The 18,878-nt window shown below is 62.4% G+C and carries 16 protein-coding genes and 1 tRNA gene; 10 read left to right on the plus strand and 7 right to left on the minus strand.

The window, feature by feature from the left end; all coding sequences use genetic code 11:
• Window positions 1-157: 157 nt before the first annotated feature.
• Window positions 158-1,015 (minus strand): peptide chain release factor N(5)-glutamine methyltransferase, encoded by an 858-nt coding sequence (gene prmC / locus QMK33_RS13270; RefSeq protein WP_283565080.1) that lies wholly within the window; start codon window positions 1,013-1,015, stop codon window positions 158-160.
• 541 nt (window positions 1,016-1,556) lie between these two features.
• On the opposite strand from prmC, the gene QMK33_RS13275 reads away from it, so the two are divergent.
• The 3 genes from QMK33_RS13275 to ribD all read left to right on the plus strand — a co-directional run bounded on the left by QMK33_RS13275 (window position 1,557) and on the right by ribD (window position 4,610).
• Complete coding sequence (locus QMK33_RS13275) at window positions 1,557-2,621, plus strand: DUF3103 family protein (protein WP_283565081.1); 1,065 nt, start codon at window positions 1,557-1,559, stop codon at window positions 2,619-2,621.
• Window positions 2,622-2,624: 3 nt separating this feature from the next.
• Window positions 2,625-3,401 carry a hypothetical protein gene (locus QMK33_RS13280; RefSeq protein ID WP_283565082.1) on the plus strand — a complete coding sequence of 259 codons (777 nt, stop codon included), beginning with the start codon at window positions 2,625-2,627 and terminating at the stop codon, window positions 3,399-3,401.
• Between the two features lie 147 nt (window positions 3,402-3,548).
• Complete coding sequence (ribD, locus tag QMK33_RS13285; RefSeq protein WP_283565083.1) at window positions 3,549-4,610, plus strand: bifunctional diaminohydroxyphosphoribosylaminopyrimidine deaminase/5-amino-6-(5-phosphoribosylamino)uracil reductase RibD; 1,062 nt, start codon at window positions 3,549-3,551, stop codon at window positions 4,608-4,610.
• A gap of 147 nt (window positions 4,611-4,757) precedes the next feature.
• On the opposite strand, the gene QMK33_RS13290 is transcribed toward ribD, so the two are convergent.
• Entirely contained in the window at window positions 4,758-5,645 is an 888-nt protein-coding gene (locus QMK33_RS13290; protein WP_283565084.1) for a TerB family tellurite resistance protein, read from the minus strand.
• 272 nt (window positions 5,646-5,917) lie between these two features.
• Here QMK33_RS13290 and QMK33_RS13295 point away from each other — a divergent pair.
• The 3 genes from QMK33_RS13295 to QMK33_RS13305 all read left to right on the plus strand — a co-directional run bounded on the left by QMK33_RS13295 (window position 5,918) and on the right by QMK33_RS13305 (window position 7,881).
• Window positions 5,918-5,992 (plus strand) — tRNA-Val (locus QMK33_RS13295).
• Between the two features lie 464 nt (window positions 5,993-6,456).
• The gene (locus QMK33_RS13300) at window positions 6,457-6,957 is read left to right on the plus strand and encodes a CsgE family curli-type amyloid fiber assembly protein (RefSeq protein ID WP_283565085.1); all 501 of its coding nucleotides are present in this window, start codon (window positions 6,457-6,459) and stop codon (window positions 6,955-6,957) included.
• Between the two features lie 144 nt (window positions 6,958-7,101).
• The gene (locus QMK33_RS13305) at window positions 7,102-7,881 is read left to right on the plus strand and encodes a TolB family protein (protein WP_283565086.1); all 780 of its coding nucleotides are present in this window, start codon (window positions 7,102-7,104) and stop codon (window positions 7,879-7,881) included.
• Here the strand turns inward: QMK33_RS13305 and QMK33_RS13310 are convergent.
• The 3 genes from QMK33_RS13310 to QMK33_RS13320 form a co-directional block, all read right to left on the minus strand.
• On the minus strand, window positions 7,782-8,531 hold the full coding sequence (locus tag QMK33_RS13310) for a LuxR C-terminal-related transcriptional regulator (RefSeq protein ID WP_283565087.1): 750 nt from the start codon (window positions 8,529-8,531) through the stop codon (window positions 7,782-7,784). The two genes, QMK33_RS13305 and QMK33_RS13310, sit on opposite strands and share 100 nt — an antisense overlap.
• A gap of 221 nt (window positions 8,532-8,752) precedes the next feature.
• Window positions 8,753-9,460, minus strand: a complete 708-nt coding sequence (locus tag QMK33_RS13315; protein WP_283565088.1) for a Crp/Fnr family transcriptional regulator — start codon at window positions 9,458-9,460, stop codon at window positions 8,753-8,755.
• A 169-nt stretch (window positions 9,461-9,629) separates the two neighbouring features.
• Complete coding sequence (locus QMK33_RS13320; RefSeq protein ID WP_283565089.1) at window positions 9,630-9,881, minus strand: antitoxin VbhA family protein; 252 nt, start codon at window positions 9,879-9,881, stop codon at window positions 9,630-9,632.
• A gap of 711 nt (window positions 9,882-10,592) precedes the next feature.
• On the opposite strand from QMK33_RS13320, the gene QMK33_RS13325 reads away from it, so the two are divergent.
• Window positions 10,593-12,893, plus strand: a complete 2,301-nt coding sequence (locus QMK33_RS13325) for a response regulator (protein ID WP_283565090.1) — start codon at window positions 10,593-10,595, stop codon at window positions 12,891-12,893.
• A gap of 13 nt (window positions 12,894-12,906) precedes the next feature.
• On the opposite strand, the gene QMK33_RS13330 is transcribed toward QMK33_RS13325, so the two are convergent.
• Window positions 12,907-13,662 (minus strand): LytR/AlgR family response regulator transcription factor, encoded by a 756-nt coding sequence (locus QMK33_RS13330; protein WP_283565091.1) that lies wholly within the window; start codon window positions 13,660-13,662, stop codon window positions 12,907-12,909.
• Window positions 13,663-13,846: 184 nt separating this feature from the next.
• Window positions 13,847-14,017, minus strand: coding sequence for a hypothetical protein (locus QMK33_RS13335; protein WP_283565092.1), 171 nt, complete (start codon window positions 14,015-14,017; stop codon window positions 13,847-13,849).
• Between the two features lie 103 nt (window positions 14,018-14,120).
• On the opposite strand from QMK33_RS13335, the gene QMK33_RS13340 reads away from it, so the two are divergent.
• From QMK33_RS13340 to QMK33_RS13350, 3 genes are all read left to right on the plus strand, one after another.
• Window positions 14,121-15,815, plus strand: coding sequence for a hypothetical protein (locus QMK33_RS13340; RefSeq protein ID WP_283565093.1), 1,695 nt, complete (start codon window positions 14,121-14,123; stop codon window positions 15,813-15,815).
• Between the two features lie 109 nt (window positions 15,816-15,924).
• Complete coding sequence (locus QMK33_RS13345) at window positions 15,925-17,640, plus strand: hypothetical protein (protein WP_283565094.1); 1,716 nt, start codon at window positions 15,925-15,927, stop codon at window positions 17,638-17,640.
• 10 nt (window positions 17,641-17,650) lie between these two features.
• Window positions 17,651-18,826: a hypothetical protein gene (locus QMK33_RS13350; RefSeq protein WP_283565095.1), complete on the plus strand. Its 1,176-nt coding sequence runs from the start codon at window positions 17,651-17,653 to the stop codon at window positions 18,824-18,826.
• The last annotated feature ends 52 nt before the right edge of the window (window positions 18,827-18,878 follow it).

Here is an 18,878-nt window from a genome sequence, read left to right on the forward strand (position 1 = left end):
GAAACAAGAACTCTCGGTGCGAGAGTGGCTTATAAGCGGCTGGCCGGGGCTTTTGTTTCGTGTTGCTACATTAATTTTTTATGTTGCGAGCGGCACGGGGGTTTTTAGCCCGCAGAGGGCGCAGAGGCTTGCGCAGAGGGCACAGAAGCCGGCGGCGCTAGCGGCGCACGGCGCGCACGAAGCGCGGGCGGCCCAGGAAATCGTTGAGCACGGCGGCCGGCTCGAAGGCGGTAGCGGCGAACAGCGCGGCCGTTTCGGGCCCCAGCTCCTCGTTGATTTCCAGCCAGATGCTGCCGCCCGGCCGCAGCAGCGCGCGCCCCACCTCGGCCAGCCGCCGGTAGAAGAGCAGCGGGTCGTTGTCGGGCACAAACAGGGCGGTGGCGGGCTCCCAGGCCAGCACGTTTGCGCGCATCAGGGCGCGCTCGCTTTCGCGCACGTAGGGCGGGTTGCTCACCACTATGTCGAGGCTGCCCGGCGCCACCCCCGCCGGCAGCGCCTGCAAAATATCGACCTGCTCAAACGCCACGGCCGGCGCGTAGCGGGCCGCATTGCGCCGCGCCACGGCCAGCGCCCCAGGCGAAATATCAACGGCTACTACTTGGCTATTAGCTAGTTCCATTGCTATAGCAATGGCCAGGCAGCCGCTGCCCGTGCCCACGTCGAGCAGGCGGAGGCCGGGCCGGCCGGCGTGGGCGCGGGCCACCAGCTGCACCAGCTCCTCGGTTTCGGGGCGCGGAATGAGGGTGGCGGGCGTCACTTCCAGCTCCAGGCCGGCAAAGTGGGCCGTGCCCAGCACGTATTGCACCGGCTCGTGGGCCAGTAGGCGGGCTTGCAGGGCGGGCAGCTGCGCCTGCACGGGGCCGGGCACCGGCGCCTGGGCCTGCATGCGGCGCTGCAAGGGCGAAAGGCCCAGCAGGTACTCGGCCACCAGGGTAGCCACGGCCTGCGCCTCAGGTTCGGGGTACACGGCAAGCAGGGCAGCGGCCAGGTCGGTGGTGAGCTGTTGGGTAGTCATAAGACTTGTTCCTCAATAAGAAATCAGTGGATTTCTAGGCGGTATTTGAAGCTAGAAACAGTGGCTTCTCAAAAAATCAACGGAGAGGAGCTTAATCTGGCAAGAATGGTTATCCAGCGCCCGAAAGCAACTGAGATTTTCAGACGTTTTTTATTCGGGAACAAGTCTATACTATTAAATTGAGTAAAACACACAAGTCATTGATATTTAATTAATTAAATTTTATTTTCTTGACAGACAGCTCTTTGCTTAGCAACATTTCACCATTACATTATAAATACTCAAATTTCTCAACATTTTTGTCTATATTCACATCGGCAACAGAGGCTTTGAACGTTTTCGGACCTTTTTGTCACTACACCATTTTTTACCAACTTTTTCCACATTTTATGACAACTAAGGTACGATTAATGAGGGGGGGCTAGCTGCGCTGGTGCTGGCAACTAGTATAATGGGTTGTAACCGCGACAAAAGCGCGCAGGAATTGCCTCAGCCCACCGAAACGGCAGCCCAGTTCAAAACCAACCAGGAGATAGCCGCCGTGGCCAAAGCGCTGGCCCGCACCCTGGGCACGGATGCCGCCGCCCGGCAGCAATTGAAGGCCGAGGCCCTTAAAAAAGTCGATGGGGACTACGATGTGCTGTACCAGCCTTTTGTAGCCGCGCACACCGATTTTGGCCAGCACGTAGCCGCCGCAGTGGCCGGGAACAGCTCAGATACCCTGACGATGCCTGAGTTGCTAGACCGCATCCCAACGCTTAACCTCTCGGTACCCGTCAACATCGCGAAGTGGGACGCGGCAACCTATGCGCCCCTGGTTGTTTTTATTCCGGCGGGCTATAATGAGCGCACGGCCACGCGGGTAAAAGCCTATAACCAAGACGGCAATGAGCATTGGCTCGATGCGCAAAAGGCCCCCGACTTTCCAGTGGTGGTGGTAGGGCCTAGCGAGCGCGTAACCTCACTGGCCGCCGCCGCCAAGCAGCCCACTGCTGGCCCGGTCAGCACTACGTTACCCATTGGCGGTAACACCACCAACCTTTTGCTACAGCAAGAAACTGACGGCGGTGGCGGCGGCGGCTACACGCCGCTGGGCACCACGGGCACAGCAGCTACTCCTTGCCGCACCGATAAGCAGACGGAATTCTTACGTAGTATATGGCTAGCCGATGTGAGTCAGTATGAGTCCTGGTTTTTAGGCGACCCTGAGCTTCGGCTACAATTAATTTCGCCAATTGGTAGTGGTGGTACTATAAGCTCGACAGTAGTTGACAACCATTATACAATGGGGCGCGGAACCATTGAAGACACCTATCACTGCGATGCTAGGCTGTTTTATTGGGACAAGGCATTTTTGGGACAAGTTCTTGCGTACGTATGGCTTGAGGAAGATTTCGGTGACATCGCAGATGCAGAGTTTACCTTTGGCTATCCAAGCAAAGATGGCTCACCATCTGCTAGTGTGAAGGTTACGTATAAAGTAGCTAATCATGATGATGAAATCGCAAAGGGCCTCATATTCTTCGCCGAGTGCCCCTCCCAAGGCTATTACTCTGCCAACGGTGGCCGGACGGAAATTCGTTGGGTAACGGAAAACCGCCCTTAACTTATGATGCAATTTTTTTTTCGTCGCACACAGTTAAGCACGCAGCAAAGTGTTAGCCCATGGTGGGCCATCATGCTAGTTATACTTGCTCCCCTTTGTAGCAACGCACAGCACTTGGAGGGATTCGGCTTGTCGGGCAGCCTAAACGTAACGCAGACGCCGGCCACCCCTGAAGGTATTTACCTGGCCCCCGACTATGCTATTGCTACCAATGGTGATAGGTCCAAATACGATGAAACGGGTTACCGGCTAGCGGCATTTGGGCGCTGGGGCATAGGGCGAGCCGGCTTCTTCGTGCAACCTGAAGTGGGCTACACGGCTACCCAAGGGCAATGCTACCTAGTTCTCTACGACTTACAAAACACGACTGGTCTTGGTGCCTCGTGGTTTGTTTTTGGGCACGACATCCGGCGCTGGGAGGTTTCGGCGCTGGCGGGCCTACACCTCGGCCGACGCGGATACGTAACGCTTGGCCCCGTAGTAGCCAGGAACCAGCGTGAAGCTTTACTGACAGAGACTCCAGGTGCTTACCCAGCCTCTGCAAAACTATATAACTCTCTCAGCCAAAGCGTTATTACCTGGCAAACGTTAGCTCAGCTAGGCATCGGGATTACCGTGGGCCGCTTTGATTTTAATGCGCGCCTCGAACAGAGCCTGACACCCTATACCCGCCGCCTCACCTTCGACGGCACGACCTACGGTTACAAGCAGCAAATCAGGCAGGGGCTGCTTACCGCTGGCTTTCTGCTTTACAAACGCAAGGAAACGCCGGCTTACTAGCCCGCGTTAGCCGGTTGCCCTTCCCAATGCCCTGCCCGCTGCTGCGGGCAGGGCATTTTTTAGTGACCTTCTTAACAGCAGATAACCCGCCATCTCCTACGCAGCGAATAGCTTTACGCTTCTAACCCGCGTTATTTTCCTTTTCCTATGTCCGTGCCCGACGACTCGCTCTTCATGCACCGCGCCCTCGACCTGGCGGCCCTGGGCCGGGGCTACGCGCGCCCCAACCCCCTGGTAGGCTGCGTAGTAGTGGGCCCCGATAACACGATTATCGGCGAAGGCTACCACCAGCAGTACGGCGGCTCCCACGCCGAGGTGAACGCCCTGGCCAGCGTGACCGACCCCGCCCTGCTGCGTCAAAGCCGTGTATTTGTGACCCTGGAGCCCTGCGCCCACCACGGCAAAACGCCCCCCTGCGCCGACCTCCTCATCGCCCACGGCGTGCCCGAAGTAATCGTGTGCAACGACGACCCCAACCCGCTGGTAGCCGGCCGGGGCCTGGAAAAGCTGCGCGCCGCCGGCATCCGCGTGCGCACCGGCTTGCTAGCTGAAGCCGGCCGCCAGCTCAACCGCCGGTTTTTTACCTCTCAGGAAAAGCAGCGTCCCTACCTGGTGCTGAAGTGGGCCGAATCGGCCGATGGCTTCCTGGCGGGGCCGCACTTTCAGCAGGTGCAGATAAGCGGGCCGCAGGCCCAACTTCTTACCCACCAGTGGCGTACCGATGAGGCGGCCATATTGGTAGGCACCCGCACGGCCCTGCACGACAACCCCCGCCTCAACGCCCGCGAGTGGCCCGGGCCCCAGCCCATCCGGCTCACCATCGATAAGAACCTGGCCCTGCCGCCCAGCCACCACATCCTCGACGGCTCGCAGCCCACCATCATCTATACGCACCGCGAGCGCGCCAGCCGCCCCAACCTCACCTACGTTACGTTGCCCTTCGCGCCGGCCAGCGCGCCGCCCGCGCCCGACCTGCTGCCCACCGTGCTGGCCGACCTCCACGCCCGCGGTGTGCAATCGGTGCTGGTAGAAGGGGGCCCCACTGTGCTCAACGCGCTCATCTCCAACAACCTCTGGGATGAAATCAGGGTTTTTCGCAGCGCCAAGCGCCTGGAGCGCGGCGTAGCCGCCCCCCGCCTGGGCCTGCGCGGCTGGCAAAGCCACGAAAAAGCCGGCCCCGACGACCTGTTCCGGTACGTAAATTGGTAAATGAATAGTTGAGTAAATGAGTAATTTTTATTACGCAACGATTATCGCCTTCCGAGTAGTAGCAGTGCATAAATGAGTGAGGATGATAGCGTTCCGCGATAAGAACGCCATCACCCTCCCTTACTCATTTACGCACTTACCAATGGCCTACCGGCCAAACAGGCCGCCGAGCAGGCCGCCCAGGCCGCTGCCCATGAGGCCGCCGCCGCCCGCGCTGGCAGGCTGCGAATTGGGCTGCCCGCCCAGGCCGCCCAGCACCGACATAATGGAGCCGAGGCCGCCACCGCCCATCGAGCCTTGCTGCGGGTACTGGTTGGTAGCGGCCTGGTTGCCGCCGCCCATCACACCGCTCAGCAGGCCGCCGCCGAGCAAGCCGCCCAGCAGGCCACCCAGCGAGCTGCCGCCGCCGCCCATGCTGCCCATAGCCCCGCCCAACAGGCCACCCAGCGAACCGCTGTGCTGCTGCGGCTGGCCGCTATTGTTGTTGCCGCCGCCCATTACCTTCGAAATAACCATGGGGGCTACCACGCCCAGCAGGCCGGCCATCAGGGCCCCCTTGGGGATGCCCACGCTGCTCAGCTTGTCGCCAATACCGCTCAAGAAGCTTTGCTTACCTGGGTCCTGGGCATCGTGGGGCACGCTGGCGGCCTGGTCTACCACGCTTTCGAGAGCTTGCTTCTGCTCGGGGTTTACACCCAGGTAGGCGGCCATCTTGCCCACCATCTCTTCCTCACCGGGCGAGTATGTGCCGTCGGCGCGGGCAAAGCTGATGAGGTCGGTGATGAGCGAGTAGCGCAGGTCGCTACTCTTAAGCTGGTCGAGGCTCTGCTGCACCGTTTGGTTGTTGGCGCTATCGGCAGCAGACAACACCTGGCGAATGGCTCCATCTGAGAGGCCGGCCTGCTGCGCCAGGCGCTGCAAAAACTCGGCTTCGGGGGCCGTGGCCTGGCGGTCGGCCGTAGCAAGGGCTGCCATGGCACTGAGGTAAGCGGTTTTTTCGGGTTCCGAATAGTTTTGAAGCAACTGGGTTTCCATGAAAGAAGCAAAAAGAGTAGGTAAAAAGGAAAAAGCAGGGTTGAAGACCAATGGGCCACCCCGGTTTTGCTAACGGCTACGCGGCAACGGCGTTGCCCAATCAGCGCTTGCACGCTACCACCCACTTTTTTCCAAAACTTTTTATGCCTGATTGCTAATTTTTTACGCCATTTCATGGGCTGCTGCCACCACTTTTTTTAGCGCCTGGCTTGGCCAATCCAAAAAATCCCCCCATCTTTGTAATCCCAAACGGCCACAGCCACTCGGGAAAAGGGAGATTAGCTCAGCTGGTTCAGAGCATCTGCCTTACAAGCAGAGGGTCACTGGTTCGAACCCAGTATCTCCCACATTGAGTAACAGCCACTTCGATTAACTTCGGAGTGGCTGTTTTGCGTTTGGGCCCTCTTTGCCCGGCATCGGGCCCGCGCTTTCAAGAGGCGGGGAGCTTGTCAGCAAAGTTGCCCTAGGCTGGCTTTCGTAGCGGCAGTTGCGCTGCTCCTTCAGCGCGCTGGCAGGCACTGGCCGCCGTTCTAGCAAAAAGTGAGGAAGGTTACTTTTCAGCAGGATGCAACGCATTTAGCTGCGCGCGAGGGAGTACGAGCTTTGGGGTACCAATCTCTTCCCACCCATCACTTTACCAACTAGTTGCCTTTGGCAGCGCGTGCGCCATCCAAGCAACTAGTTGGTGAAGCGAATTTTACTGCACCGCGCTATGCCCCTTACTTCTGCCCATCGATTTAGCTGCCGCCGTGCAGCAAGCCGCGGGGCTATGGGTAAATGGGGCTGGCTACTGTGACTACTGCTAAGCCTGGTGGCGGGGCCAAGCTGGGGCCAACGCCCCGCCCAGCACAAAGCGGTAGTGCAGGCCGACACGGCCCACAAGCCCCTACCCAATAAGCAGATGGAGGAAGCATTACGCCTTTTCCTGCGCGCCGATTCGATGCAGCAGACCAGGGTGCAGCCCGGTATGGAGGCCGATGCCGAGGGCTTTGTGCTGGACCAAACCATTACTAAGCCAGGCCGCGACTTCTACGAGATGTTCTGCGGCACCTTTCAAAGCTCGGCGGCGGCGGGGCTGGGCGAATATACTATTGTGCTAACGGAGAAACCGTTGCGGGGTAATTCTTCCCTCCTATCTATGAGCGTGAACGACACCGAGCTGCTCGAAATGCCTTTGCCCACCCGCACCGAGCAGCTCGAAGAAGCCGTAGCTAGTGCCATCGAAACGGCCCGGAGCTTCCTGGCTGAGCAGCAGGCCGCCAGTACCCAAGTGGAAACTGCCAACCACGGCCCACCCGCCAAAAAGCCCTGACTACCAGCTGCTCCCCGCAGCACCGGCGGCAACCTCCTTCGCCTCACCAGCGAGGCCACCACCGAAACCGCTCCCCAGCTTAGCCCCAACCGCGACCTGATTGCCTACACCTCCAACGCCACGGGCCAGTTTCAATTCTACACCATGAACCGCGACGGCTCGAACCAGCGGCGCATTACCACGCTGGCCGTAGAAGGCTACAGCAATGCGGGCATCGGCTACCGCTGGTCGCCCGCTGGGGCCCAGCTTATTTATGCGCACTACAACCAGTCCTACCGGGTCAACCGCGACGGTACGGGCTTGCTGCTGCTAGCCACTGCCCCCGCCGACCGCCACTTTAGAGAGTGCGACTGGACGGCCCAAAACGGCGGCCGGCTGGTAGTACAAACCGTGGGCGTAAACGTGTATGATTCTGAACTATACCTACTTAATGCAGACGGCACGGGTGCCAGCCTACTGATGGGTAACCTACCGGGCCGGCTCGATTCGCCCAGCTTCAGCATCGACGGCATGCGCATTGTGTACACCCGCGACGTGGCGGGCTTCGACAGTCCCAGCGGTCGGCAGCTCGACGCGCACATTTTCACGCAGCGCCTCGATGGCACCGGCGTACTCGACGTGACGGCTATCGGTAGCAATGGCAGCGGCAATGGCACTCCTAGGGCCGTGGGCACCAACGACCTGAACCCGCGCTACTCGCCCGATGGCTATTCCCTTATCTTCATCAGCCAAGCTAATGATGGCCTCACGCCGGGCGATGCCTGGACGGTGGAAGCCACTGGCCTCGCCCGCACCAAGCAGTTCGCCAACGCCGCCCTGCCCGACTATACCATGCCGGCGCCCAGGTGGGCTAGGCGCTGGCTCACGTTCTTAGACTTGATTTTGCGCTGGATGTTGCGGCGGTGCGTCTTCACGGTGAAGTAGCTGATAAACAGTTTTTTAGCAATTTCTGCGTTGGTTTCACCAGCCAGGATTAGGGCCAGGATTTCCTGCTCGCGGCTGCTGAGCTCGTCTTCCTCGCGCTTGCCCTTGCGGACGGATAGCCAGCCGGCAAAGTCGGGGTGGTCGAGGTTGAAGCGCACATCCACTGTGTTTTTGTGGGCCGTGATGTCGGTGAAAAGGCTGGCTGTAGCCAGCGGGTGGCCCACGGCATCCTGGGCGATGATGAAGTTTTGGCGCAGCACATGCAGGTAGTGCCCGGCGCGGCAGCGCAGGCGGTAATCGACGCTGAAGCATGGGGGCACGGGGTCACCCCCATCCTTACCCGGCATTGGGCCGTGCAGCTGCAAAAATTCGCTGGCCAGGGCCGAAGCCCGTATCACGGCGGGCAGGTCGTCGGGGTGAATAGCGGCGTAGAACAGACTTAGGCTCAGCTCATCGGCTTCGTAACCCAGCAGCTCGGTAATGCCGGGGCTGCTGTAGCAGCACTGTTGCCGCCACAACTCAAACACTACTAAAAACTGGCTGGCAAACAGCCGATTAGCCATTTGCACGGCTTCCTGGCGCACCGCTTCCAGCAGGCCCGCGTGCGCTGGTGGCAAGGTCGGAGCCGGGCTCTCCAAATTATTGAGCATGAAAAAAATACCACTAGCGTGAGCGGCTGCATAGCCACGGCGGCCGGCCGCAGCCCCGCCCCGGCCGTGCAGCCGCTGCAAAGGTGCCCACTGCCCACGTGGCTTACATTGATAAGGCTCACTACCTCAAGTGATTGTCCTCATATTTGGCGCGCGTGGGCACGCATGCGCCGCCCGCCCCACTACGGGCCGGGCGGCGCTACCAGCGGGCCAGGTAGCGGCTAGTCGAACAGCGTAGCTATTTCTTGCAACTGCCTGGGAGCCAAGATGGTGATAGCGCTGCCGCGGGTAGTGAGCAGGCCTTCGTGCTTAAACTCGGTGAGCATGCGGGTGGTAGTTTCCTTGGTGGTGCCCATGAGGGCACCCAGGTCCTCGCGCGAGATGGCCATGGTGAAGGGCTTGCTGTCGCCCGCCGCCTGGTAGGTATGCAGCAGCAGCAGTAGGGCCTCGGCCAGGCGCTCGCGCACGGGCTTGTAGGCCAGGTGCAGCATGCGCTCGGCGGTATCGCCGAGGTTAGTAGCCAGTAGCTGCATTAGCGCGCTGCTGAATAGAGGGTTGGTGCTGAGCTGCTGCCCAAAGGCGTGCCGCGGAATGAGACATACCGTGCAATCGCTCAGGGCTACGGCCGAGGTGGCGTGCGCCGAGCCAGCTATGAGGGCACGGTAGCCGAGCAGGTCGCCGCTCTTTACTAGGCGGATAATCTGCTCCTTACCGTCGCCGCCCGATTTCGTGATTTTGATGCGGCCCTCGTGCACGCAGTAGAGGCCGGCGGGCCGGGTGCCCTCGCCAAAAATGGTTTGGCCGGCGGCGTAGCGCTGGCTGGTTTTTTCCTGGCCAATGGTGTCGGTGCCCGACAGGGCGCAGCAGTGGAGCTGGTTGTGCTGCCGATGCGGGCAGCTTTGGCAGCTGGGGGTGGCAAGTCGTAACATAGTTGAGAGGAGGAGAGTGAGTAGGTAGGGGCGTGAAGCGGGTGTTGGGGTAGGCAAAGAAGAGCGGGCAAAACAGTTGGTAAAGCGCGGACAAGCCGTCAGAAACCAAACTGGTTCTTATTGGTTTTTAGCTTCTTAGCGAGTAGTGGGTGGCGGGTGCGCCGTGGGGCTAGTTGGCCCAATGGCCGGTAGCCTGATAAAGGGGCTGGAACGCTTCGGCCCGGCTTATCTCGCCGTTGAGGTAGCGTTGCAGGCGCTGCTGGCTGTCGGGCTGGGGTACTTGCCCGCCAAAGGCCTGGCAGAGCAGCGCGTTTTCGACTTCGCGCAGACGGTTGGCGTAGGCCTGCTGCTCATCGAGCGACAGGATGGCGGAAGCTGCAAAATCAAATTGCAGCGTGGGGCTGAGGTATGCTAAGGCCATGTTTTCAGAAGGTTAGGGAGAGTGAGGTAACATAACGAGCTGCCGGGCGGCGGGGCCACCCACAGGGCAACTATTTGGGGGCGGCCACCGGGACCGGCCCCAAACCCAGGGCGCAGGTAAGCCGGAGCTTTTATACCCACCTGCCCTAAAAATCCGTTCTAATATATTTATGGGATGAGCTTTCGCTTATCCGCAGCTTAGCCAGCCGGGCAATGGGCCGGGCTAGCGCTGAGGCCAGGGCATGCGGGAACGCGCTAGTTTGCTAGCGGGGCCGCACCGGGGCGGGCAGCACGTTGAGAGTGAACTACCGAGGGAAAGTACATTTTTTTCATAGTCAGGAAAGAGAGAGTGGCGTATTCTGAAGAGCGCTGGGCCGGGGCAGCCCACTTGGTACTCCTCAGTATCTATAAGCAAGCCGCTGATTAGCCGATGACTACCTTGGCAGGCTGAAGCATTATAAAAGTAGTAGGCCCGTGGGCTTGCCACTACTCCCAAAGGGTGAATCGGAGTATGCTATATCCAAAAGCCGACCCTTAAGATGCCAGTTGGTGCCCGCTCCTGGCCCTGCCAACAAATACCCCGCGAATCTGCCCAAATTGGTTTAGCTACCCAGGTTAACCGTTCGCTGACTCAGAAGCCCGCTTTAGCTATTATTTTGCTTCGGCAGCTGAATGTTTTGGTACCTTAACAAGCTTTATTTATCTTTTACTCATGCCCACTTCTTCCGACGGCCTCCTTCGCGCCCGCCACGAGCCCATTGGCAAGGTAGCGGCCCGCCAGCGCATTCAGGCGCTGGAGCAGGAGCTGGCCGCCGCGCAGGCCAAAACCGCCGCCGCGCACCGCTTAGTAGAAGAAAGCCTGGCTGATACCAGCGATGGCGTGCTGCTCGTGAACGAGGCCCGGCGCGTGCGCCTAGTCAACGCGGCGCTCTGCACCTTGTTTGGGCTCAGCCAGCCACCAGCCCACTGGGTGGGCCAGCCCGCGGCGCTCGTGGAGGCCCAGGTGCGGGCGTGCCTGGCCGACCCAGCGGCGTTTGACCGTCTGCTGGCCCATCCTACCGGGCAATACGTGTCGTTTCAGCTACTTGCCATTCAGGTAATTGAGCTAAAAGTACTGGCCCTGCCGGCGGTAGACGGCGGCTACCTGCTCAGTTGCCGCGATACTACTACCAGAGGCGATTTTTTTCAGCGCATGCAAGAGTTGGCCTGCATTCCGGACCAAAACCCCAACCCCGTTATGCGCTTTGGGCTGGGCGGCGAGCAGCTGTACGCCAACCCGGCCGCCGAGCGGCTGTGGGCTGAGCTGGCCACTGCCCCGTTGCAGCAAGCCGAGCTGCTGACCCTTACGCAGGCCGCCTTGCGCAGCAACGAGCCCCTCGAAACCGAGCTGCCGCTGGCCCACAGCCGCCTGATGCAGGCATGCCTGGTGCCGTTTGAGGCGGCGGGCTATGTCAATGTGTACCTGGTAGATATCACTACCCGCTACCGGGCCGGGCGGGCCTTGCAGCACGCCAAGGAAACGGCCGAGGCTGCCGCCGCCGCCAAGGAAACATTTTTGGCCAACATGAGCCACGAAATCCGCACGCCGCTCAACGGGGTGCTGGGCATGGCCGCGCAACTGGCCAAAACACCCCTCGACAGCCAGCAGCAGCAGCTGCTCAGCATTGTGCGCACTTCGGGGCACTTTTTACTGAGCGTGCTCAATGATGTGCTGGATATGAGCAAGATAACCAGCGGCAAGCTGGAGCTCGACCACGCGCCGTTTGAGTTTTGCCAGGTGGCCAGCGAGGCGCTGGCGCTGCTGGCCTGGCAGGCCAGCGAGAAGGGCCTCGACTTCCAGTTTATGCCCGTGGGCCCGCCCGCGCCCTACCCCTGGGTGCTCGGCGATGGCCACCGCCTGAGCCAGGTACTGGTGAACCTGGTGGGCAACGCCCTCAAGTTTACCGACAGCGGCTACGTGCATGTGCGCAGCCAGGTGCTGGCCCAAACCGCCGACGCGCTCACCCTGCAAGTAGAAGTAGCCGACAGCGGCAGCGGCATTGCGGCCGATAAACAGGAGTTGATATTCGAGTTCTTTATTCAGGAAAGTGCTGATATTCAGCGGCAATACGGGGGCTCGGGGCTGGGGCTGAGTATTTGCCGCGCCCTGGTGCAGCAAATGGGCGGCACCCTGGCCGTGGCCAGCCAGCCGGGGGCGGGCAGCACCTTCACGCTGGTGCTCACCCTGCCCAAGGCCGTGCCCGAGCTGCGCCCCCGCCTGCCCCTGGTAGCGGCCAGCCGCACGGGCAGCCTGGCCGGCCTGCGGGTGCTGCTGGTTGATGATAATGAGATAAACCGCAGCGTGGCGCGCTACCTGCTCGACGACTGGGGCACCGCGCTGCACGAGGCAGGCAACGGCCCCGATGCCCTGGCCCTGCTGGCGGCCCAGCCGTTTGACGTGGTGCTGCTCGACATCCAGATGCCGGGCATGACGGGCCTGGAGGTGCTGCAGCAGCTGCGCCGGCACCCCAACCCCCAGCGGGCGGCCACGCCCACTATCGCCTTCACCGCCAATGCGTTCCGGGCCGATGCCGAGCGGTATTTGGCCGCCGGCTTCACCGATTACCTCACCAAGCCGTTTGGCGAAGACAGCCTCCACGCCAAGCTCGTGGGCCACCGGCCGGCCCCCGCGCCGGCCAGCTTCGACTTTACGTATCTGCAAGGGCAGGCGCAGGGTAACCAGGCGCTTATCACCAAGATTATCAGCGCGTTCTTGCGTAATACCCCACCCCTGCTGGCCGACCTGCGCGCCGCCGCCGATGCCGGCCGCTGGCCCGAGGTAGCCGCGCTGGTACACCACCTGCGCTCCAATATTCAGGTGTTGGGCATTCAGCACACCGAAGCCAGCTTGGCTACCCTGCGCACGGCCCCACCGGCTACGGGGCCCGTAGCTGCGGCCTTTGCCCGGGCGGCGCACCAGCTGGCCGACCACCTCGACGCGGCCCTGCTGGTATTACCCAGCCACCTTCCGTAGCTAATGCATTGATTTACAAGCTCCGCAGGGAGTGATAAAGCTCATCCTGGTACGACTTGGCCAGCGGCACCTCGTGGCCGGCCAGCGTGAGCATGTTGTCCTCAATGCTATCGATGAGCTTGGTGTTGACGACGTAGGAGCGATGCACCCGGCGAAAGTGCGCAAAGGGCAGCCGCTCCACAATGCTTTTGAGGGTGTAGTGCACAATGTGCTTTTGGCGGGCCGTTACCAGCACCGAGTACGTCGACATGGCCTCAATGTAGAGCACATCGTCGAAGTTGAGCCGCAGCAGCCGGTTGTTTACCTTCACAAACAGGTCGTGGCTGGCGCGGTCGAGGTTCCAGGCCAGCTCGGCAGGTGGGGCGGGAGGCGCCGGGGCAGGCTCGCTGGCCAGCGCGGGCCGCGCCGGTAGCCGCGCAATGGCCTCATCAAAACGGGTGTGCGCCACCGGCTTGAGCAGGTAGTCGGCCACGTGCAGGTCAAACGCCTCCACGGCAAAGTCGCGGTGCGTGCTAATAATAACCACCGCCGGGTGCGGGCAGGCTAGCTGCTGCACCAGTTCCAGGCCCGAGAGGCCGGGCATCTCAATGTCGAGCAGCAGCAGCTCTACCTCAGGGTGAGCCTGCAAGAAATGCAGCGCAGCGTGCGCGTCGGTGAAGGACGCCAGCAGGTGCAGCGACTTGTTGAGCTCGACTAGGTGCTCCGTCAAATACAGGTCTATCTCGTTGTTGTCAACGATAACGCACTTGACAGGAGTAATAATCGACATAGCCAGACCAGTTAGCAAGCCGAAATATACTCCTTAATTTGTTCGTAAAAGCCACGGCATTAATCGCTTGCTGTGCGAAAGCCGCGCCAGACCCCTTGTATGATAAGTACAACTTAATAAAAACTTAATACCAATTGCACCATAGTGCGCTTCACAACGAGCGCGCCTGCGCCGCGCGGCAGGCTTAGCGGGCCGAGGCTGCTGGCACCGCCAAGTGAGCCGGGCTACTGTGGGACGCCAGGTATTGGTGCCGCCACAGCACCCAGGCAAGCCCAATGGCCGCCGATACTATCAGCAACGTGTACACCACGCGGTTTTGGCGGTTGATGATGGTCGTGAGGTCGGTCCGGTTCATGGCAGGAGAAACAGAGGCTGAAGGCTGCGCTTTTAACGCGCCGCTGCCGCCAGTGGTTGTTGCCCCAATCGGGCCGCGTAGAGCGCTCGTAACTTGCGGCCTTATGGCTAACTATTTTCCTGGGGCCGGGCGTCCTCTTTGGCAGCGCTGGCTGCCGGGGGGCCTGCTGCTGGCCCTGCTGCTGCTGGGCGCCAGCCTCTACCGCGGCTACGGCCTCACCTGGGACGAGCCCAACAACCACTACAACGGCGTAGTGAACCTCAACTACGCCGCCGAATTTCTGCTGCCCCCCGCTGTGGTGCAGCGCCTCACGCCCCCCGGCGTGCCGCTGCACCCCAAAAGCACCTGGCAGGGCTTCGACCACGGCGTGGCCTTTGAGCTGCCCGCTGCCCTGCTCGGACGCCTGCTCTACCCCGGCAACGCGCCCGAGTACTACCGCCTGCGGCATCTGCTGGTCTTTCTGGTGTTCGTGGCCGGCGTGGCGGCCCTCTACCGCCTGGCCCGCCTGCGCTACCCCGCCGCCCGCTGGCTGCCCCTGCTCGCCGCCGCCGCCCTCGTCGCCTCCCCCCGCTTCTTCGCCGAAGCCTTCTACAACGGCAAGGACATCGTCTTCATGGCCGCCTTCACCCTGGCCATGCTCACGCTCGTGCGCCTGGCCCAGCGCCCCACCTGGCCCCGCGCCCTGGCCCACGCCGCCGCCACCGCCCTGGCCGCCGACGTGCGCTTCACGGGCCTGGTGCTGCTCACCGCCTTCACCGCCGCCGCCCTGCTGCTGCAGGCATACGCCCCGCTGGCCACCCCCACCCCCGCCCGCCGCCGGCTGGCCCTGTTCGGCCTGTTTGCCCTGGTGGCCGCCGCCCTCACCCTCGTCGGCTGGCCCTACCTCTGGGCCGACCCCGCCACCCGCCTCCTCTACGTAATGGGGCATACGACTCACTTTCCGTGGCCGGGCTTGGTATTCTACATTGGTAAGCTGGTAGCGGCCAATGCGTTGCCTTGGCACTACCTGCCGGTGTGGATGCTCATCACCATTCCGCTGCCCTACTCGGCGCTGGGCGCGCTGGGCCTGGGCACCGCCCTGCGCACGCTGGCCCGCCACGGCCGCGCCGCCCTGCGCCGCCCGGGGGCCTGGCTCGATACCCTGCTGCTGGCCTGGCTGCTCGGGCCGCTGGCCGCCGTGATGGTCGTGCAGGCCGTGGTGTATGATGGCTGGCGCCACCTCTACTTTGTGTACCCCGCCCTGCTGCTGCTGGCCTTGCGCGGGGCCCGCGCCCTGGGCCAGGCCTGGCAACAACGCGCGGCCTGGCGCTGGGTGGCGGGCACGGTTATGCTACTCTTAGTGCTCGAAACCGGCCGCACGGTGTGGTTTATGGTGCGCGCCTACCCCAATCAGCAAGTTTACTTTAGCTTCCTGAGCACCCCGGCAGCCGAGCGCCTCTTCGAGCGCGACTACTGGGGCGGCAGCGTCCTCTTCGGCCTCGAATGGCTACTGCGCCACGATGCCTCACCCGTTATTACGGTAAGTGGGCCGCTGCCCTTGGTCTTATACAATAGTTGGCTGATGCTTAGCCCGGCGCAGCAAAGCCGCTTACACATACTGGTTGACGAGCGCCAGGCGCGCTACTTCCTCACCTTCTACCGCGAGCACCCACCGACTTCCGCCGCTGGCCTAGGCCCCGAGGTGCTGGCCTACCGGCCCGGCGGCCGGGTGAAGACACTGTCCATCTTCCGCCGCGACTCGCTGCGCCGGCCGCTGCCGCTGCCACCCAGTGGCTTTCTCAAACGCGAGCAGAAGTAGCGAGGCGCTCCGCAATATATCGCAACCATTTGATTAACTGATTTTTATGCACTAACCAGCTAGCATAGCCACTTTAGGCCGCGCGCAGGGGCCCGTAACTTGCGGCCTTATGGCTAACTATTTTCCTGGGGCCGGGCGTCCTCTTTGGCAGCGCTGGCTGCCGGGGGGCCTGCTGCTGGCCCTGCTGCTGCTGGGCGCCAGCCTCTACCGCGGCTACGGCCTCACCTGGGACGAGCCCAACAACCACTACAACGGCGTAGTGAACCTCAACTACGCCGCCGAATTTCTGCTGCCCCCCGCTGTGGTGCAGCGCCTCACGCCCCCCGGCGTGCCGCTGCACCCCAAAAGCACCTGGCAGGGCTTCGACCACGGCGTGGCCTTTGAGCTGCCCGCTGCCCTGCTCGGACGCCTGCTCTACCCCGGCAACGCGCCCGAGTACTACCGCCTGCGGCATCTGCTGGTCTTTCTGGTGTTCGTGGCCGGCGTGGCGGCCCTCTACCGCCTGGCCCGCCTGCGCTACCCCGCCGCCCGCTGGCTGCCCCTGCTCGCCGCCGCCGCCCTCGTCGCCTCCCCCCGCTTCTTCGCCGAAGCCTTCTACAACGGCAAGGACATCGTCTTCATGGCCGCCTTCACCCTGGCCATGCTCACGCTCGTGCGCCTGGCCCAGCGCCCCACCTGGCCCCGCGCCCTGGCCCACGCCGCCGCCACCGCCCTGGCCGCCGACGTGCGCTTCACGGGCCTGGTGCTGCTCACCGCCTTCACCGCCGCCGCCCTGCTGCTGCAGGCATACGCCCCGCTGGCCACCCCCACCCCCGCCCGCCGCCGGCTGGCCCTGTTCGGCCTGTTTGCCCTGGTGGCCGCCGCCCTCACCCTCGTCGGCTGGCCCTACCTCTGGGCCGACCCCGCCACCCGCCTCCTCTACGTAATGGGGCATACGACTCACTTTCCGTGGCCGGGCTTGGTATTCTACATTGGTAAGCTGGTAGCGGCCAATGCGTTGCCCTGGCACTACCTGCCGGTGTGGATGCTCATCACCATTCCGCTGCCCTACTCGGCGCTGGGCGCGCTGGGCCTGGGCACCGCCCTGCGCACGCTGGCCCGCCACGGCCGCGCCGCCCTGCGCCGCCCGGGGGCCTGGCTCGATACCCTGCTGCTGGCCTGGCTGCTCGGGCCGCTGGCCGCCGTGATGGTCGTGCAGGCCGTGGTGTATGATGGCTGGCGCCACCTCTACTTTGTGTACCCCGCCCTGCTGCTGCTGGCCTTGCGCGGGGCCCGCGCCCTGGGCCAGGCCTGGCAACAACGCGCGGCCTGGCGCTGGGTGGCGGGCACGGTTATGCTACTCTTAGTGCTCGAAACCGGCCGCACGGTGTGGTTTATGGTGCGCGCCTACCCCAATCAGCAAGTTTACTTTAGCTTCCTGAGCACCCCGGCAGCCGAGCGCCTCTTCGAGCGCGACTACTGGGGCGGCAGCGTCCTCTTCGGCCTCGAATGGCTACTGCGCCACGATGCCTCACCCGTTATTACGGTGGGCGAGCCGATATCGGGCTTGCTGCACAACAACTGGACGCTGCTAACGCCCGCCCAGCAGCAGCGCATTCGCATTGTGCGCAACTGGCAGCAGGCCAGCTACTTTTTCACCATCTACCGCTGGCACCCCCAGTCGTATGCCGATAGCCTGGGGCCCGAGGTGCTGGCCTACCGGCCCGGCGGCCGGGTGAAGGCACTGTCCATCTTCCGGCTCGATTCGCTGGCTGGGCCGCTCTCACCGGCCGCGGCGGCCTTTCGCCAGCGCAACCCGGCGGCTAAGGCCAGTACCGCGCCGTAATTTTACCCCCATGCCCTTGCTCGAAGTTCGTTCCGCTGCCCAGCAGCGCCAGTTTTGCCGCCTGCCCCACCGCCTGCACCGCCACGAGCCCGCCTACATCGGCCCGCTCGACAATGAGGTGGAGGCCGTATTTAACCCCGCTAAGAATCAGCTTTTTGCCGCCGGGGGCGAGGCGCAGCGCTGGCTGCTCACCGATGCGCAGGGCGTGGTAATCGGACGCATTGCGGCCTTCGTCAACCCGCTCACTGCCTCCGTCACCGATGCCACGCTGCCCACCGGCGGCCTGGGCTTTTTTGAGTGCATTGACGACCAGGCGGCTGCCAATGAGTTGTTTGACGTGGCCTGCGCCTGGCTGCGCGCCCGCGGCATGCTGGCCGTGGATGGCCCCATCAACTTTGGCGACCGCGACCGCTTCTGGGGCGTGCTCATCGATGGGTTTGACCGCGAGCCTAATTACGGAATGTTCTGGCATCCAGCTTATTACCAAAAGCTGTTTGAAAGCTACGGCTTCCAGCTCTACTTCAAACAGTACACCTGCCACCGCCCGGTCGAGATGCCGCTGCACCCCAGCTTTCACCAAAAGCTGGCCGCCTTCGAGGCCGATAGCGCCTACCGCTTTGCCTACGCCCGCAAGGCCGAGCCCGAAAAAATGGCCCAGGATTTTCACCACGTGTATAACCTGGCCTGGGGCCGCCACGCCGGCGTCAAACCCATGACCATCGAGCAGGCCCGCCACCTGGTGCGCGAGATGAAGCCCGTTATCGACGAGCGCCTGCTGGCCTTCGCCTACCATCACGACCAGCCGGTGGCTTTCTTCCTGAGTCTGCCCGAGCTCAACCAGATTTTCAAGCACATCGGCCACCGCCTCAACCTGCTGGGCAAGCTGCGCTTCGTGTGGCAGCGCTGGCGCTACCTGAAGCGGCGCGACAAAAAGCTCCTCGGCATTATCTACGGCGTAATCCCTGATTACCAGGGCAAAGGCGTGGACCAGGCCCTGCTCACCTGGGAGCAAAAGCGCTTTATCGAAGCCGGCTACGCCAACATCGAAATGAACTGGATTGGCGATTTCAACCCTCGCATGCTCGTAACCACCCGCAGCATCGGGGCCAAAATCGTGAAAACCCACGCCACCTACCGCAAGCTATTCGCGGACCGGCCCTTCGAGCGCTACCCGATTATCCGGTGAGCTGTGCTGTAGGGTAAGCTTTGGCTTGCCGGGCGCCTGCACGTTTGCACGG

It is taken from the genome of Hymenobacter sp. H14-R3, from assembly GCF_030063445.1.
Lineage (GTDB): Bacteria > Bacteroidota > Bacteroidia > Cytophagales > Hymenobacteraceae > Hymenobacter.